This is a genomic window from Nodosilinea sp. AN01ver1, assembly GCF_050565655.1.
In the GTDB taxonomy this organism is placed as follows: Bacteria; Cyanobacteriota; Cyanobacteriia; order Phormidesmidales; family Phormidesmidaceae; genus Nodosilinea.
This window is the reverse complement of the sequence record NZ_JBNXVS010000002.1, coordinates 221,449-239,295: the sequence shown is the minus strand read 5'-3', so window position 1 is coordinate 239,295 and position 17,847 is coordinate 221,449. Positions and strand designations below refer to the sequence as shown.

Annotated in this window: 12 protein-coding genes; 6 read left to right on the top strand and 6 right to left on the bottom strand. The window is 59.5% G+C overall.

The genetic code is table 11. The features are described from left to right. Positions 1-133: 133 nt before the first annotated feature. Both ACQ4N7_RS03570 and ACQ4N7_RS03565 read right to left on the bottom strand, forming a co-directional pair. Complete coding sequence (locus ACQ4N7_RS03570; protein ID WP_430710252.1) at positions 134-2,383, bottom strand: tetratricopeptide repeat protein; 2,250 nt, start codon at positions 2,381-2,383, stop codon at positions 134-136. 47 nt (positions 2,384-2,430) lie between these two features. Continuing rightward, entirely contained in the window at positions 2,431-3,948 is a 1,518-nt protein-coding gene (locus tag ACQ4N7_RS03565) for a carbohydrate porin (protein ID WP_430710251.1), read from the bottom strand. Between the two features lie 28 nt (positions 3,949-3,976). Here ACQ4N7_RS03565 and ACQ4N7_RS03560 point away from each other — a divergent pair, with 28 nt between their 5' ends. Continuing rightward, on the top strand, positions 3,977-4,162 hold the full coding sequence (locus tag ACQ4N7_RS03560; RefSeq protein ID WP_430710250.1) for a hypothetical protein: 186 nt from the start codon (positions 3,977-3,979) through the stop codon (positions 4,160-4,162). Between the two features lie 585 nt (positions 4,163-4,747). Continuing rightward, a complete protein-coding gene (locus ACQ4N7_RS03555; protein WP_430710249.1) occupies positions 4,748-5,473 on the top strand; it encodes a hypothetical protein in 726 nt (241 codons plus the stop codon). Between the two features lie 69 nt (positions 5,474-5,542). Here ACQ4N7_RS03555 and ACQ4N7_RS03550 read toward each other — a convergent pair whose 3' ends face one another. Both ACQ4N7_RS03550 and ACQ4N7_RS03545 read right to left on the bottom strand, forming a co-directional pair. Further along, a complete protein-coding gene (locus ACQ4N7_RS03550) occupies positions 5,543-6,067 on the bottom strand; it encodes a pentapeptide repeat-containing protein (RefSeq protein ID WP_430710248.1) in 525 nt (174 codons plus the stop codon). A 140-nt stretch (positions 6,068-6,207) separates the two neighbouring features. Next, entirely contained in the window at positions 6,208-6,552 is a 345-nt protein-coding gene (locus ACQ4N7_RS03545; RefSeq protein ID WP_430710247.1) for a hypothetical protein, read from the bottom strand. Between the two features lie 264 nt (positions 6,553-6,816). Between ACQ4N7_RS03545 and ACQ4N7_RS03540 the strand changes: the two genes are divergently transcribed. Together ACQ4N7_RS03540 and ACQ4N7_RS03535 are read left to right on the top strand one after the other, a co-directional pair. Beyond that, the gene (locus tag ACQ4N7_RS03540; protein ID WP_430710246.1) at positions 6,817-7,128 is read left to right on the top strand and encodes an antibiotic biosynthesis monooxygenase family protein; all 312 of its coding nucleotides are present in this window, start codon (positions 6,817-6,819) and stop codon (positions 7,126-7,128) included. Further along, positions 7,109-7,642, top strand: a complete 534-nt coding sequence (locus ACQ4N7_RS03535) for a GNAT family N-acetyltransferase (RefSeq protein WP_430710245.1) — start codon at positions 7,109-7,111, stop codon at positions 7,640-7,642. The genes ACQ4N7_RS03540 and ACQ4N7_RS03535 overlap by 20 nt, the downstream gene beginning before the upstream one ends. A 53-nt stretch (positions 7,643-7,695) precedes the next feature. Here the strand turns inward: ACQ4N7_RS03535 and glcD are convergent, their stop codons facing one another. Next, positions 7,696-9,168, bottom strand: a complete 1,473-nt coding sequence (gene glcD / locus ACQ4N7_RS03530) for a glycolate oxidase subunit GlcD (RefSeq protein WP_430710244.1) — start codon at positions 9,166-9,168, stop codon at positions 7,696-7,698. 303 nt (positions 9,169-9,471) lie between these two features. Between glcD and ACQ4N7_RS03525 the strand changes: the two genes are divergently transcribed. Further along, the gene (locus ACQ4N7_RS03525) at positions 9,472-11,226 is read left to right on the top strand and encodes an alpha-glucosidase (RefSeq protein ID WP_430710243.1); all 1,755 of its coding nucleotides are present in this window, start codon (positions 9,472-9,474) and stop codon (positions 11,224-11,226) included. Positions 11,227-11,372: 146 nt separating this feature from the next. Beyond that, a complete protein-coding gene (locus ACQ4N7_RS03520) occupies positions 11,373-13,019 on the top strand; it encodes an alpha-glucosidase family protein (protein ID WP_430710242.1) in 1,647 nt (548 codons plus the stop codon). A 131-nt stretch (positions 13,020-13,150) separates the two neighbouring features. On the opposite strand, the gene ACQ4N7_RS03515 is transcribed toward ACQ4N7_RS03520, so the two are convergent. Next, a complete protein-coding gene (locus tag ACQ4N7_RS03515; RefSeq protein WP_430710241.1) occupies positions 13,151-17,797 on the bottom strand; it encodes a response regulator in 4,647 nt (1,548 codons plus the stop codon). Positions 17,798-17,847 lie beyond the last annotated feature (50 nt).

The window sequence follows — 17,847 nt, the reverse complement described above, 5'->3', positions numbered from 1 at the left end:
GGAGTGGATGGGTAGGTGGGTGGATGGGTAGGCGGGTGGGGCGGGTTAGCCTTGATTTCAGGGGGGTGGGTTATGTAGGGGCAAACGGTGTTTGCCCAGCTTCCTTGGGGGGGTTAGCGAGGTGGATTTGGGGTTAGTAGCGCTCCCAGGCGGGTTGAAAGCCTCGGCGGCGCAGCAGGTCAAATTCCACGTCCTGGGTGCGCTGTTGAAGGTTGACGGGGGCGGCCTGGGGGGGGAGCTGTCGGAGCTGGTCTAGGGCCGTGAGCTTGCGGTCGTCGGCGATGTTGAGTTCTGCGATCGCATATCGAGCCTCCCAGTAGTCAGGATCCAGCGCTAGCACCTGGTTGTAGAGGGTGCGGGCGGCGGGCAGGTTGCCCTGCTGAAACTGCACCCCGGCTAGGGCCGCCAGGGCACCGAGATTGTCCGGTTCTTGAGTGAGTACCTGTTGGTAGGCGGTAGCGGCCAGGGGTAGGTCGCCCTGGCGCTGGGCTAGCTCGCCCTGGAAGAAGTACACGGTCAGGTCGTCGGGGTTAGCGGCAATTAACGCTGTTAGCTCAGTCTGGGCCACTTCCGGATCCGACAGCGCTAAAAGCTCGATGGTGCGCCAGCGCAGCCACAGGTCGTCGGGGCGCTGGGCCAGCAGGGTCTCGTAGAGACTGGCGCGATCGCCCTCAGCCGGGAGCGCCCCCGCCAGCTCAAACAGTTCTGCGGGCGGGTCGTCCAACGGCTGGGAATCTAGCCAAGTGGTCAGGGTTTGGCTGGCATCGGCGGCGGTGATTTGCTCGGTGCGATAGGCCAGCAGGGAGTAGCCGAGGGGGTAGTCGGGGTTGTCGGGGTTGGCTGCGATCGCTGCTAAATACACCGGCAGCGCCGCTTCGGGCTGACCTTGCAACGTGCGCACAAACGCCAGACCTCGCAGCGCCTCGGCGGTAGCTTGATCGCTAGGCTGAGCCGCAACAATGCTCTCATAGCGGCGGGCGCTGGCCTCCAGGTCGCCTAGCTGGCGTTCCAGGTCGGCGACCAGCAGCTCGGTGCCCCAGTCGTTTTGGCCTGCGTCGGTGTCGCGATAGCGGGTCAGCGCATCGCGAGCCACCTGTAAATCGCCCTGGCTGAGATAAATTTGGGCCATTCGATACGTCAGTAAGGGAGCATCCACCGCCGCTGCTACGGCTTGGTAAACGGGCAGCAGGGCCGGGTCGGGGTTGTCTAGCCGCACCAGGGCGGTGGTAATGGCCCGCTGTTCTGGGGCAGAGCTGGGCGGGGGCGACAGCAGGGACAGAAGCTGCTCGGCGACGGTGGCGGCGCTCTCAATGTCCAGGCTGTAGGCCAGCAGGTGTGCCTTTACCTTCAGGCTGGCGGTGCTGGGGTTTTCTACCGCCAGCTGCTGAAACATCGTCAGGGCGAGAGGCTCGGTGTCGGGCCACTCGCTCAGCACGTCGGCAACCTCAATTCGCAGGCCGTAGCTGGGGGCCGTAGTGGCATCCAGAGCCTGCTGGTACAGCACCGTGGCCTGCTCAAACAGGGATGGGTCGAGCTGGCGACGACCGATCGCGCTGTAGGCGCGGGCCAGGGGCAGGCGAGCCTCAGCCCTGCCCACCAGCGGCTCCACTAGCTTCAGGGCGCGGTCGGTCTGGCCGCTGGCATCGTAGGCATTAGCCAGGCCAGTGCGAATGGTGAGAGAAAGATCGTCGGTGCGGCTGGGCTCCCTGAGGGCGGGTTCGAGCAGGGCGATCGCCCCGGCTGCATTTCCCGTCTCCTGTAGCGCCAGCGCGTAGGCGGTCAGCGCCTCGGTGGGCAGTGACCCCGTCTGTCGGTAGCGGTTGAATAGAGTCAGGGCACCGGCATAGTCACCGCTAAAGGTGTAGATCTGCGCTGCCCCCAGCAGGGTCTGAGGGGATGGGTTGCGCCCTAGCAGGATGTCATAATCGGCGAGGGATTCTGTAAAGCGGCCCTGGTAGCCATAGAGCAACGCCCGCTGGCTGCGAGCCGCAGAATTGTCGGGTTTTTGGCCCAGTAGCCGGGTTAGAGCCTGAATGCCGCCGGGCTGCCACTCGGGTCGGTAGCCGCCCAGTTCCCCCAGAGCCGCCAGCGCGGTAGCGTTATCGGGGCTGACTTGCAGCACCGCCTGGTAAGCATTCCAGGCATCGGCATCGCGGCCCGCCCGCTGGTAGGCGATCGCCAACCCCAGCCGGGCCTCAGCCGAGTTGGGCCGCTGGCGCAGAGCCGCCTGAAAAGCCGCGATCGCATCGTTCACCCAGCCGCGATCGAGCAGGGTGTAGCCCTGGCTAGTCTGGGGCGATCGCTGGGCTAGGGCGGGGGATGTCGTCAGGACTTCTGCACCAAGGAGTAGGGTGGCTAACGCCAGCAACCCTGAGACCCTCACCCCTGCCCCTCTCCCTGAGTGAGAGGGGTTCTGAAATCGATTCAACTTCATTCCGCTGCCCTCCGTAAGGGGTTCCAGATCAGGTCGTAGCGCACCCGAAAGCCCAGGTAGGTTTCGCTAAACGCATTGCGCTGCTGCACACTTACCCCGGCCCGCAGGTTGTCAATAATTTGGGCGTCGTAAAACAGCTCCCACACGTCGGGTACGGGGCCGCCGCTGGCCTGGCGCAGCTCGCTGTTGGAGAGCTGGCGACCGTAGCCCAGCCCGAGGCGATCGCCCGGCATAAATACATCCAGTCCGTTGAGGCCCAGGCTGTAGGTCTGGCCGCTGACCCCCAGGGTTTGGTTGGTGTACCAGCCGTAGCGGCCAAAAAAGCCCAGTTTGAGGTTGGGGATAAAGGCTTCGGCGTTGAGGCCAAACCCCGTCTCGCGATCGCCCGGTAGGGGGCCAAACTGGCCGTTGCCCCGGTCGATGGCAAAAATTTCGCTAAACCCGTCGCGACGGCCCGCATCAACCGAGGTGACGTAGGTGCCCCGCACGATGGCGTTGCCAAACCGCACCCCCACTTCGCCCGCAAACGAGTCGATGGCAAAATCGCTCAGGCTGCGGCTCGACGAAAACGCCGTGGCGGTCAGCGACAGCGCATCCACGGGGGTCCAGTTCACCAGGGCACCGGGGCGCGAGGCCACATTCACCGTGCTCAGGGCCGGGTTGGTTTGAAACACCGGGTTAAAGAAATGGGTCAGCGAGTCTTTGGCAAAGCTGTTGCGATCGAGGTATGAGGTCAAATCCATCAGCCCCACCGTGAACCGCAGCTCGCTCAGGTTGGCGGGTGAGGCGGTCAGGTACAGCTCGCTGAGGCTGAGGCCGGTCTGGTCAGTGTCCGAAAATGCCTGCCCGGTGCTGAGGTCAACGGTAGCCCCAGCAAACACCGAAGGGCTAAGCACGTAAATGCCCCCGGCCCGCAGCCGCGCTGACCCTTCGCTGCCCTCCTGCAAATAGGCCGCCTGCACAAACACCTCAGAGCGCTCCGCTGGGGCCAGGGTGGTTTCGGGGGCTGCTGTTTCTGGCTCTGACGTGGAGGTTTGGGCAACGTCTTGGGCAGGCAGCGTAGGTTCTGCCGTATCGGTGGCAGGTAGAGAGTCTGGAGAGATTGTCTCTGGCTCAGCCGCTTCAGTCTCCCCAGGAACGTTCTCCTCAGCCGGTGCTACGGGGATTGATTGGGCTAGCACCGGGGCTAGACCGATCGGCGCTGCTCCTGGGGGAGGTAGCTGTGGGTAGCCAGGCTGTGTCTTTAACTGGGTTTTGGGACTTACAACCTGGTCTTCTATAGACCAGTCTTCTGCAGACAGACTGGATCTAGCTAGGTCACCAGCTGCTCCATCGTCCTGAGGTAAGTCGCTTTGAAATAGCTCATTGGCAGCAAAATTTTCTGCCGCCAGCTGGTCGCCAGGCGGCTCGCTACCCCAGGCGTGGGGGGCGATGCCAAACAGTGCCGTTGCCAGCACCATACCCGTTGCCGCGCCAGGATTTAGCGCACATCGCAGCGCTAACCAAGCACCCATAGAATGCTTCATAAGATACTCAAAATAGTTGGGTCAAAATAAGCGCGAAAGATATAGCCATCGCCAGCATGGTTGGGGCATTCCAGAGTTTCTGGATCGATGGCTTTACGCCAGTTCGCTGCCCAAGTTTTTGCTAACAACAGTTGCCGATGTCCTCAGCGAACTGGCCACCGCTCTGGATGGCGCTGGCTCGGTAGCTGAGGTCACCAGCTGATACCTAAAAAGCGCAGTACTAGAGCGCTATCAGGTGCACAAGCGTTTCAATAAAATCAACGCTTGCTATAATCGGGCTTTCCAAAAAGCCAGACTTAAAGACATAAATTGAGTGTGGCGTTAAGCTGCCTGTACTGGTTGTGCCAAGTCTATCTAAACCAAATGGCTTGATTCGCGTGAACAAAGCAATCAAAGGTTCTAGATTCTGCTGATGCTTTAAGAGTAATGCTGTTGCCCAGCTCTTAGAGCATCAGATTAAATGGCTCAGGTACTGACTTTAGCAAAACGCCTAAAAAACTAATTAAATTCACGTATTCATAGCTCAGATGAAGAAAGCTGAGAATCAAGTGCAAGCATCTAGTGATGCGGTAACGATGTCAGGACGATTTCAGCTCAGGTAAGGTTGAGGCTCAGGCATAGCGCTACCTCCTCCTACAGATATATTTCTCATCGTCAGGATGAAATGACAAAAAAGTTTTGAGGCTGTGGCCTTTTGTGTGGAGTTGCTCAAGGCATTCTTTCGCTATTGGTCGTTGCTCTGGGCTGTGGTTGCATAGGGTATAACAATCTTCCCCAACCTTCGGCAATGACTATTTCACGATTCAAGCAAGCGGTGCTGGTGCTGGTGCTGGTGGCCTGTGCAGGGTGCCAGTCTACCCTGCTGCCTCTATCTCCGCCTGCGGCAGAGGCGACGACCCTAACCCTTGAGGCCAAAGCCCTGGAGGATGGCGAGTTTGCCCTGACCGGCACCACCAACCTGCCGGACAACACTCAGCTGACCGCGATCGCCCTGCGCTACCTCGACCCTCAGCGGGGCACCCCGGACGGTAAACCGCTCTATTCAGTGCTTGACTATCGGCCGGTTACCGTTGCCAACGGCCAGTGGTCAACCCAGCTTAACCTCTGGCAGGTCGCCGCCGATGGCCGCTACCAAGAAGCCTGGCAGGCCGAGGTCGCTGCGCTAAATCTGGCGGTGCAGCCCAGCGATACGGTGCAGTTTGCGATCGCGCTGGCACCCCATCACCTAGGCGCGGCTCTGAGCAGCAAGATTGCTGAAGCGGGGCCACAGCGCCTGGGCCAGGTGCTGCGCGTCACGCCCGCTGGAGAGCCTTTTTTGTGGGCCGACCAGGCTCTAGCGGTCGGGCTACCCAGCGGTCAAACCTCGCCCCCGGCCGATCTGGTGGCACGCACTAACGGCGGCTGGGGCGATCGCTACCTGCTGGTGCCCGAGCCACCCCTGCCCTATACCCTGACTCCCCTCGACGAGCGGCAAACCACCGCCCCTCTAACGCCAGCAGAAATGCTGCATTAGCCTGTTTTTTGGGTCGGGCGTGGCAATGCCGATGGGGATTAGGACTTTAGCCGGAATTGATGACACGCCCTAGACAAAAATGCATTCCGAATCGCGAATGCTGCCGTCGGGCATGATGGTCTGGCAAAATTTAGCGCCGATCAGCTGGGCTTTGGTCAGCTTGGCCCCGGTCAAATTGGTGTAGCGCAGGTTGGCCCAGTAGAGGTTGGCGCGGCTGAGGTCGGCCTGGGTCAGGTTGGCCCCTTCCAAATTGGCGTGGCTGAGATCGGTGCGCTCCAGACAGCTGTCGCGCAGGTCGGCATTCACGAGTGTGGCGCGGTGACAGTTGGCTCGGCGCAGGTCGGCCTCGCGCAGGGTGGCATGGGCCAAAGAGGCCCCGCGCAGGTCAGCGCGGGCCAGGGTGATCTGGTAGCCGTCAATGTGAGTGAGGTCGGCCTGATACAGGTTGGCCCGCGTCAGGTTGGTGCGGCGCAGGTCGGCCTCCGCCAGGTGGGCCGCTGCCAAATCGATTCTCTGTAAATCTAGCCCGTGCAGGTCGCGAGCGCCCGCCTGGTAGGAGCGATCGATCAGTTCTCTTAGAGTAGCTGGGGTCATTGCTCTAATGCCCTCAAAATAGCGCTAAAAAAATAAGTCCCCAAAAAGAATGGGGGTGGCTGTTACGCCTACCCCCATTGTCGCGCCGCGATCGCAGCAGTGCACCAAGCATTACAAGAATGCTACATTCTCAAGCCAGGCTAGACCTGCCCAACGCCCTTGCTGCGCTCATCCGACTTTGTGGTCACCTTGCCGGTTTCGTCGGTTTGGTTAATTTCGCGTAGCTCAGCCTCCCGCTGCGCTTTTTTGGCTTCCTCTTCTTCACGCAGGTCGCCGGGTTCGTTGATGTACATTTCAGGCTCAATGGGGTAGTTGTTGGCCAGACCTTCTTTGTCTACGGTTTGGCCACCGCTGGTGTCGATAGAATTGCTAGACTCGTCTCGCACCTGCTTGTAGTCTCCGCCCTCACGCTCTTTGCGGGCCGCCGTTTCTGCCGGAATGATATGGGGATCGTAATTGTCGTTTTCGACTCTGGGGTTAGACATTGAAACCTCCACTGAGAGATAATTCGAGAGTTAATTCAGCAAATTCGAGCAGGCTAAAATTTCTTCGCTTACTCGCCATCGCTAAAGCAACCCTAGAGCGATACTGTATCGATTTGTATCTACCTTGAGAGTGAGCCCTTTGCTATGACTTTGGAAGGATGAGGCGAGTTTTTATTTTCTGATGAGGAAAGTAAAATTGTTCAAGTATTCAAAAAGCGATGCCAAAGCCCGCAAGTGGCTTTTTTATTAAAGTAGAGAATCGCTGTGATCCTAGAAATTGCTGTTCTAACGATTAAGCCGGGTGCTCAAGCCGCCTTTGAAACCGCTTTTGCCGAGGCATCTGAAATTATTTCGGCGATGCCCGGATACTGCTCCCACGAATTGCAGCGCTGTATTGAAACTCAAAATCAGTACTTGCTGCTGGTGCGCTGGCAAACCCTGGAAGATCATACGGTTGGCTTTCGCCAGTCGCCGGAGTATCAAACCTGGCGATCGCTGCTGCACCACTTTTACGACCCGTTCCCTACCGTTGAACATTACGAATTGGTTTTAAGTCATGGCCTTCCCCACGCTTGAAACCTCGCGATTGTGGCTGCGTCAGGCCACTGCATTCGATGCGGAAGCAATCTTTAAACTCTTTTCAGATCCTCAAGTCACGCAGTTTCATGACCTCGATACCTTCACCCACCTTGATCAGGCTAGAGCTGTAATTGAGCGGCGCAAAATGGGCTTTGAGAGCGATCGCCCAGCGGATGCCGCGATCGCTCTCAAAGCCCAAAATACGCCCATTGGCTCCTGCGGCTTTACCTGGGATAGAGCGTCAAATCAAGCCGAGGTTGGCTATGAGCTGGCCAGTAAATTTTGGCGGCAGGGCATTATGACAGAAGCGCTGACGGCCATTTTGAACTATGGCTTTGAAGTCCAAAATTTAGAGCGCGTGACGGCTGAAATTATTCTCGACAATACAGCCTCCAGGCAATTGCTCAAAAAACTAGGGTTTCAGAGTCAGGGAGTACTTAAAGAACGCGGTTTTTGGAAAGGAAAACACCACGATTTAGAACAGTTTGTGCTAAGTAAACCGCAACCTTAAACTATCCATCTGAACGATCTGCCGAATTGAGAGCCGTTATACCCGGATCGTGCCTAAAACCGCTCGACCTCAGGCAGGGTCGCTGCCGCTACGCTGCGGGCTGCTTCGCCGCAGGTGCGGGGGGTGGGCAAGAGCTTGGTCGGGTTAGCCAACCGCTCCGGGTCAAAGGCCTGCCGCACCCAGCCCATCGTTTCTAAATCAGTGGGCGAAAACATGTCGGGCATGTAGCAGCGCTTGTCGGCCCCAATGCCGTGCTCGCCCGAGATGCTGCCGCCCACCCGCACGCACAGCTTGAGAATGTCGCCGCCCAGTTCTTCCACCTGTTCGAGCTGACCGGGAACCGCGTTGTTGTAGAGAATCAGCGGGTGCAGGTTGCCGTCACCAGCGTGGAAAACATTCGCCACCCGGTAGCCGTGCTGATCGCCCAGCCGCTCGATCTCCGCCAGCACGTAGGGCAGCTGGGTGCGCGGAATCACCCCATCCTGCACGTAGTAGTCGGGGCTGAGTTTGCCCATAGCGGCAAAGGCGGCTTTGCGGCCCTTCCACAGGCGCAGGCGATCGTCTGGGTCGGTAGCCACAGTAATCGTGCGCGCCCCGTTTTGGCGGCACAGCTCGGCAATGCGATCGCCTGTCGCCGCCACCTCCGCCGGTAGCCCATCGATCTCAATCAGCAAAATCGCCGCCGCGTCGCGGGGGTAGCAGTTGGTGGCCACCACGTCTTCCACGGCGTTGAGGCTAAAGTTGTCCATCATCTCCATACCGGCGGGAATAATGCCCGCGCTGGTAATCGCCGAGACGGCCTCTCCCGCCGCCTCCACCGAGGTAAAATCGGCCAGCAGCACCTGAATCGACTGGGGCGCTTTGAGAATGCGCAGGGTAATTTCGGTGGCGATGCCCAGGGTGCCCTCCGAACCCACAAACAGGCCGCAAAGGTCGTAGCCAGGGGTTTCGGCCACCTCGCCGCCGATCTCGACAACCTCGCCGCTAGGCAGCACCACTTTGAGGCCCAGTACGTGGTTAGTGGTCACCCCGTACTTGAGACAGTGCACCCCGCCCGAATTTTCCGCCACGTTGCCGCCCACCGAGCACACCGACTGGCTAGAGGGGTCGGGGGCGTAGTAAAAGCCCGCGCCGCTGACCGCCTGGGTGACCCAGTTGTTGATTACCCCCGGCTGCACGGTCACCCGCTGGTTGTCAAAATCGACCGCCAGAATCTGATTCATCGTGGCGGTGACGATCAGCACCGAGTCTGCGATCGGCAGCGCCCCGCCTGAGAGACCCGTGCCCGCCCCCCGCGCCACAAAGGGCACCTGAAACTGGTTGCAAATCTTGACCGCCGCCGCCACCTGCTCAGTGGTTTTGGGCAGCACCACCATCGCTGGCCGCTGGCGATAGCTGGTCAGCCCGTCGCACTCGTACACCAAAATTTCTTCTTTGCGCCGCACCACGCGATCGCTTCCCAGAGCCGCAACAAACGCCTTTACAATTGGTGCCCAGTCAATGCGCGATCGCTCCGCTACGGTCATAGCCCCACACTGGTTAAGATGCCTACGATCCTACCCTGAACAGTTGCGAGCTGGGGGTGCGATCGGCCTCAACCCTTTCCAATCGGCGATTCTTGACCCTGCTGTCATTCCCTTCGTCAGAGAGATTTCTCTTCCATCCTCTGGCGGATACTTTTCAAAAGCCCGCTGCTGAGAATAAAGAAACCCCGTGCTGACGGCACAGCGCTCTATTTTTATGTCGATTCAATCCTAGTTTCGATTCGTTCTCAGGTCGCGTCCCTCCGGCACCCTACACGCACAAGACGCCAAGGAATTACTCTACTTATGCAAACCATCGAATGGTGGCAGAACGCCGTTATCTATCAAATCGTGCCCTGGAGCTTTTTAGACACCGATGGCGATGGCCGCGGTAACCTCAACGGCATTATTGACAAACTCGACTACATCTCCGCTCTGGGTGTAGACGCTATCTGGCTGACCCCAATCTACGAGTCGCCCATGGATGACCTGGGCTACGACATCACCGACATGCTCGATATCGACCCGGTAATCGGTGACCTGCAAGTATTTGACAAGCTGCTGGCCCTCACCCACGCACGCGGGTTGCGAATGATTGTTGACCAGGTTTGGGGGCACACCTCAGATCGCCACTTCTGGTTTTTAGAAAGCAGCCAGGATCGCGATAACCCCAAGGCCGACTGGTACGTCTGGGCCGATCCCAAACCCGATGGCTCACCGCCCAACAACTGGCTATCAGCCTTCAACGGCGACTCGGCCTGGGCCTGGGAACCCAAGCGCGAGCAATACTACCTCTTCCACTTTTTGCGCAGCCAGCCTAAGCTCAACTGGAGCAACCCTGAAGTAGTTGAAGCCATTTTAGAGCGGGGCAAGTTTTGGCTCGATCGCGGTGTCGACGGCTTTCGCATTGACGCGCCCAATTTCTTTCTGCACGACCCCGAGCTGCGGGATGAGCGGGTGCGCCCAGAAGACTCGCCTCGCCCAGACGGCATCGACCCCAAAAACCCAATGGCCAAACTCATGTTTGAGAACAGCTTTTGTCGCCCCGAGGCACTGGATGTGCTTAAACCCGTGCGTGAACTGGTCGACCAGTACCCCAGCACCGTTACCCTGGCCGAGGTCACCCTCTGCGAAGACTCAATTCAGCTGTCGAGTGAGTACGTCAAGGGCAAACACCGGGCTCACCTGGCCTACAACAGCGCCTTGCTGGTCGACGAACCGATCAGCGCCGACCTGATGCGCTCCACCCTCGAAAAAGTCGAAAAGTACTTTCAGGGCGGCGGCAACTGCTGGATGGTCGGCAACCACGACTACGGTCGCCTGCGCAGTCGCTGGGCTGGGCACGATAGCGAGGGTACGCCCTACCCTGAGACCTTCTACCATCAAACGGCGGCTATGCTGGTAGCCATGCCTGGTGCCCTCTGCCTCTACCAGGGCGACGAACTCGGCCTCAGCGAGGCCCGCATTCCTGAAGACATTCCCGAAAGCCAAATTCAAGATCCCTTTGGTAAGGCCCTCTACCCCGATGTAGTGGGGCGCGACGGCTCTCGCACGCCCATGCCCTGGCAGGCCACCGCCGTGAGTGCTGGCTTTTCTAGCCACGCCGAAACCTGGCTGCCCGTTCCCGACAGCCATCGACCCAGGGCGGTAGATGCCCAAAACGAAGACCCCAGCTCTTTGCTCAACGCCTGGCGACGACTGCTGCACTGGCGGCGGCAGCAACCGGCGCTCATGCAGGGTGACTGCCGTATTCTCAATACCGAGGCTCCGCTGTTCGCTTTCATTCGCGAAGCGCCGCAGCAGCGATTGCTCTGTATCTTCAACCTGAGTCCAGAGACGGCCCACTTTAACCTGCCCGACGAAATGCTGCCCTGTGTGACGACTTCAGGCGTTGACGAGGCCGCCAAGCGCAACGGCGACATGCTGCGCCTGCGGGGCTACGGCTATTTCTTCGGCAACTTGCAGCCCAGTACTCCACCTGCCAACAGCAGCACCGCCAAAGACGTGCTGGAGGGTAACGGGAGACAGGTCGGTGCTGATCAGCTCAAGTCAACCGTGTAAAACCAGGTTTGCCAGCCGCTTTGGATCCCCAACTAGGCAGATTGTCGGGACGTTGTTCGCTGCAATGGGCCTAGTTTTTCCGTAATTCGCTGCTGGTTTACCCGTTTTTGTTGTTAGAACGTTTTTGTTGTTAGAGCTCTAATGCTATGCCTTCTCAGCCCGACTGGTGGCGCAGTGCCGTCATTTACCAGATTTACCCGCGCAGCTTTGCGGACGGCAACGGTGACGGCATTGGCGACCTGCCCGGCATTTTGAACCATATCGACTATGTCGCCAGCCTCAGCGTCGATGCCCTATGGATTTCACCCTTTTTTAAGTCGCCCATGCGCGATTTCGGCTACGACATTTCCGACTACCGGGCGGTAGACCCTATTTTTGGCACCCTGGATGACTTTAAAGCGGTGCTGAAGGCCGCCCACGATCGCAATCTGCGCGTACTGATCGACCAGGTGTGGAACCATACCTCTGACCAGCACCCCTGGTTTGAAGAAAGCCGCACCAGCCGCGACAACCCCAGGGCCGACTGGTACGTCTGGGCCGACCCCAAACCCGACGGCACGCCGCCCAACAACTGGCTCTCCACCTTTGGCGGTAGCGCCTGGGCTTGGGAACCCCAGCGGCAGCAGTACTTTTTGCACAACTTTTTAGACAGTCAGCCCGATCTGAACTGGTACAACCCTGAGGTAGTTGAGGCTATTTTGGACACCGCCCAGTTTTGGCTAGACCTGGGCGTTGATGGCTTTCGCCTGGATGTGGTCAATTTCTTTACCTACGATCGCAGCCTCCGCGACAACCCCCTGCGCCCCGCCGAAATGCCTCGGCCAGCGGGAGCGTCGTCGACCGATCCATTTTTTGCTCAGGTCAACCTGCACAACCTCGACCAGCCCTCTACCCTGGAGCTGCTGAAGCCGATTCGGCAGCTGCTCGATCGCTATGGCGCGATCGCCCTGGCCGAAATCAGCAGTACCGAAGATGCTCTGCTTACCTCCAGCGCCTACGTCAATGGCCCAGACCGGTTGCACACCGCCTATAACTCCTCATTGATGACCGATGAACCCCTGACGGTGCAGCGATTAACCGAGCTGATTCAGCGCGTCGAGTCGCTGTTTACCGATGGGGTGATCTGCTGGACGGCGGGCACCCACGATTTTCCCCGGCTTAAGAGTCGGTGGAGCAAGTACCAGCCTAGCGAAACCTTTTTGCAGGACGCTTTCGACCACATGTTTGCCGCCCTGATCACCTCCCTGCGGGGCTGCTGCTGCCTCTACCAGGGCGATGAACTGGGGCTGACCCAGGCTGAAATCCCCTACGAAAAAATGCAGGATCCCTTTGGGTTACAGGGATACCCCCACGTGCTGGGCCGTGACGGGTCGCGCACCCCGATGCCCTGGCGCAAGGATGCCCCTGCCGCTGGCTTTACCGAGGCTGCTGAGCCCTGGTTGCCCATCCCGGCCGATCACCAGGCCTACGCCGTCGATGTGCAGGAGGCCAATCCGACCTCGCTGCTGCAAAAGTATCGGCGACTAATTCGGTGGCGCAACGAGCAGCCCGCCCTCCGGCAGGGTGACTTGCAGTTACTGAACCTATCGTCGGACGAACTGCTGGGGTTTGTGCGCGCCTGCGACCGACAGCGGCTGCTGTGTCTGTTTAATCTCAGCCCCGCCACTGTCTACTGCGATCGCGCCGAAATTCCTCCCTGCGAACCCACGGAGGAGATGGGCGTCAGCGATCGCAGCTACCACGATATTCTGGAGCTGCCGCCCTTTGGCTTTTACTATGCCAACCTCGTCTAAGCGCTAGGGCGTGTCCATCAATTGTGGCCAAAAGGTCGGGATATCAAGCCTTGCCACGCCCGACCCAAAAGATAAGCTAGGGGCTGTAACCCTTGATTCTTGAACGTTTCGCAGCTAATTGATGACAGCCCCTAGGAAGCGGGTTCTTCGGCCCTGTGCCGAATCATGTTCTCCCCTTCTAGCATGCGTCTGGCCGCATCCAGCAGCATTTCCTCCAGGTAGGGCTTGGTGAAGTAGCCCTTGGCCCCCAGATCGACCGCCATCTGCCGGTGGCGATCGGCACCCCGCGAGGTCAGCATCGCTGTTGGAATCTGGCTCAGGGCACTGTCCTTTTGCATGCGCGAGAGCAGTTCTAGGCCGTCCATCCGGGGCATTTCAATGTCGCAGAAGACCAGGTCACAAGGCAGGCCAGAGCGCAGTTTTTCCCAAGCTTCCTGGCCGTCGCGGGCCTGCTCGACCCGGTAGCCCACCTTGTTGAAGCTCATCGACAGCAGCTCGCGCACCGTAATCGAGTCATCCACAATCAGCACCGTTGGATCGGTGTGAGCGACCACCTCAACGGGTTCTTCATCCGCCGTCTGGGTCCACAGCGAGGTCGAAGCGTCGCGGCGCAGGCGACCGCTGGCCAGGTCGATCAGCTCCAGCACGTCGGCGATCGGCATGACCCGCCCATCGCCCAGCACCGTGGCCCCGGCAATGCCGATGGGCTTAGGCACCGGCCCTTCCAGCTGCTTGATTACAATTTCCTGCTCGCCAATTACCTGGTCGACCTGCAGGGCAATGAACGTGCTGGCGCTGCGCAGCACCACCATCGAGACCACATCTTCGTCCTGGGGGCCGCCGTAGACCCGGCCCCGACCCAGGCTGCGGTTAAAGCGCAGCAGCTCGCCCAGCGGACGGAAGGGCAGCAGCGTATCGCGCCAGAGAATGCAGGAGTGCCCCTGGTCGTCGGTTTGAATCCGCTCCTTGGGCACGTCGAACATGTCTTCCACCCCGTCCATGGGGAAGGCAATGCGGGCCTGGTTGTTGACGCAGCTGAGCGCCTTGGTGATGCTGAGGGTGAGAGGTAGACGAATGGTAAAACTAGTGCCCTTGCCCACCTCAGACTCAATCGTAATCGAGCCTCGAATATCGGCCAGGGCGGTACGCACCACGTCCATACCCACGCCGCGCCCCGAGAAATCGTCGGCCTGGTCGCGGGTGCTAAAGCCCGGCAAAAACAGCAGATCGTAGACCTCAATTTCGCTCATGGTCTGAGCCTCAGCGGGGGTAATTAGCCCCTGTTTGAGCGCCTTAGCCTTGACCACGGTCGGGTTGATGCCGCCGCCGTTGTCGGCGATGTAAATTACGGTCTGATTACCCTGGTAGAAGGCGCGCACGGTGATCGTGCCCTCCCGGCTTTTGCCGTTGGCCAATCGCTCTTCAGGTGACTCAATGCCGTGGGTGATGGCGTTGTTGACCAGGTGGGTCATGGGGTCGTAGAGCCGCTCCAGGATCATCTTGTCGATCAAGGTGTCGCGGCCTTCGACCACCAGCTGAGCTTCCTTGCCGCACTGGAGCGAAATATCGCGCACCGCCCGGGGCAGGCGATCGGCGGTTTGGCCAAAGGGCACCATGCGAGCCTTGTTGAGGCCCTCCTGCAGCTGGGTGGTCACCTGACGAAACTGACGGGCAATCTGGTCGGTTGAGTCGATGGTGAACTCAATGTCGGAGGAGGCTTCCCGCACCCGCACAATCAGCTCGATCATCTCCTGGGAGAGGGTGTGGAAGCCGGTGAAGCGGTCCATCTCCAGGGCGTCGAAGGTGGCCCCGGTAGCGTGGCTGCTGCCGCCGCCGGAAGATGAAACCCCCAGCGCAAAGGCCTGACGGTTGGCAATCAGGGAGCTTTCCAGCAGCGATCGCTCGTATAGGTCGCGCATCCGCTGGCCCACGTCGTTGAGCTGCGACACCTGATTCAGCAGGTTGTCGAGAAACTGCCGCAGCCGCTCCTGGTCTTGCTCCAAAGAGTTGCGGTTGACTACGAGTTCGCCCACCAGGTTGCTGAGGTTGTCCAGGTGTCCCACCGAAACCCGCATGGTTTGGTCGGTGCTACCCGCCGCCCGCCGGGGCGATCGCCGCGCCGCCTGCACCGAGGCAACCCGACGACTGCCCAAAGCCGGGGCAGATCCACCTAGCTGGTCAGTTTCCTCTAAAAGCTTCTCAAGATCGCCAAACTCGTCATCACCGTCATCAAAGGAGCGATCGCTAGTCGTCAGGTCGGGCTGGCTGGGCTGGGTCTCCGACCGTCCATTGCTGCTAGCGCTGTTACTGTCAGCCCTGTAATCTAGGGTTTCTTCTCCCAGCAGCGCTTCCAGATCGTCAAAATCGGTGTCATCAAAGCCCTGACTGGCTGTTACAGGGGCTGTGCCAGAGGGCATATCGCCGTTGCGACTCTCGCTGATGGGCTCTAGTTCTAGATCGAGGCCTTCCCCAGGCCCTCCTAGCTCCTCTCCCAGACCATCTGCCAAAGTTCCAAAGGGGTCTTCCGCGCCCTCGTCGTCCAGCAAGCTATCTAAGTTGGCAAAGCTGTCTTCGTCACTGGCTGAACTGGTCTCGGCAAACTCAGAGGCTCCACCATCTACAGCGATGTCGTCTGCCTCCTCCAGGGGAGCAGCAAAACTCGTATCGGCCAGAGTCGCCGTTACCTCTGGCTCCGGGCCACGGCTGGCAGGGGTATCGACGGCAAAATCAGAGGCATTGTTGTCAAAGCTGTCGTCAAAGCTGAACTCGCCAAACGGGTCATCGAACGGATCGTCTAAATCAGCCTCAGCTTCCCCAAACAGGCTGCCAAAATCAGCGTTTGCCGGGCTAGCCACCGCGCTATCAGAGAACGACAGGTCTGCACCAGCATTCCCAAACAGGCCGTTATTGTCGTTGGTGGCTACGCTACTCGCGCTATCGAGTTCAAGGTTTAGCTCAGGCATCGTGTGAGCATCGTCATCCTCGATGAAGCCATCATCGGTCAAGTCGTCGAAAAAGCTATCAGTCTCGTCGGTGGCGCTAGTAGCAGCGGGGCTGTCTGACTCGCTGACCTCAAAAAAGTCGTAGTTATCCAGAGACGTGTCGATCGCACTGGCGGTCTGCGGCGCAGGCTCGTCGAGAAAGTCAGCTAGGGGGTCGGCCGCTGCGTCTACGGCAGTCGTACTGATGCCGGTAGCCTCCGCGCTGGGGGCAGAAGCAACGGTGGTGCCCAGCAGATCGGCAAAGGGGTCGTTGTCCTCCAGATCACTTAAAACACTGCCATTCAGACCATCGTCACTGGTCTCGTCGTCAAACGAGAGATCTGGGCTGCTTTCCTCAGCGATCGCGGGTTCGTTCCCCAGAACCCGTTCTGGGGCAGCCGATTCTGCCGTGGTCGGCCCGGCATCGAGGTCATACCCAAACAGGCTGGCCATGTCGTCGAGGGCCTGGTCGGTAGCGTCATTAGCCGGTTCACCGCTACCGTCGTCGCTGAGGAGATCGGCAAATTCCGTATCTAAACTGCTGGATGCATCGGCATTGTCGAGGTCGAGATCATCCAGAGAAACCTCGCCTAACTCGTCTTCCTCCCAAAGGTCGGCCAGGCTATCGGGGGCACCTTCAAACAGGTCGGCCAGGCTGTTGAGCTCTGCGGCTCCCACTTCGGGGCCAGCGTTTCCGGCTGCGGTTCGGGATACGGCTGGTTCTGCCGGTAGAGGCGTCTCGATCGCCCCAAAAACAGACTCCAGACCAGTTTCAGTCACGTTGTCAGAGGGGTCTAAAGCCAGGTCGTCAAGCCAGTTACCGGCGTCGGCCAAGGCCAGGTCATCGCTGTTGACCTCCTCGGCAGCGGCAAACAGGTCGGCTAGATCGGGCTCATTAGAGTCGTCGTTGAGCGCTTCGGCCAGCAGGGCATCGAGCGTAGAGTCGTCGCTGAGGGGGGCGGGTGGAGCCACTGCAACGGGTAGAAGGGCTGTCAATGCCGCAGAGGCACTCACCTGGCCGATAGTTCCGGCCAGCACCCGGTCTTGAGCTTGCTTCAGGTCTTTAATCACCACCGGGGCCAGGGTGCGGTAGGTTTGCTCGGGGTTTGCGATCGCCCGCTCAACCGCCTGGGTGAGGGCACACCACTGGGCCAGCTCAAACTGTTCGCCAATGCTGTGCAGGCGCTGACAGAGCCGACCCAGTTCCTGGCGCGAGGCGCTGCCGTCCGGCTGCTTAAAGGTAGCCAGCATATCGCGCAGCAGGGCTGGAATGTCGCTGCGAAACACCAGCTGTAGCGCGCTGGTTTCGGGATGGGCCGTGGCGGCCACCACGGCTGGGCGAGGAGCAGGTGCTGCCGGTGCCGCTGCCGGTGCCGCCGCCACTAGCGCATCCAGGTGGGCTTCGGCCTGCACAAAAATCGGCTCCAGCGGGGCCATGATTTCCTGGGCCTGGTCATTGGTGAGGCCAAAGGGGCTTTGCAGCTGCTCTAGCTGCTCTTGCAGCCCGTCAAAGATTTGCAGCAGCATGGTTTCGAGGTCGCGATCGGGGCGCACAGGCGACTCTTTCATCACCTTAAAGAAGTCTTCCATGCGGTGGCTGGTGCGCTGAATGCTGTTCAGCCCCAGCATGGCGGCTCCACCCTTGACCGAGTGAGCCGCCCGAAAAACCTCGTTCATCATCTCGGAATCATCGACGGTGGCCGCCAGATTGAGCAACCCCTGCTCGATAGTATTGAGGTGATCCTTGGCTTCTTCAATGAAGTACCCCAAGATTCGTTTTTGATCTTCAGGCAGCATGTCGATTCCCCTATGAATGCTTTTCTAGCTTGACTGGCTCACTCCCGTTG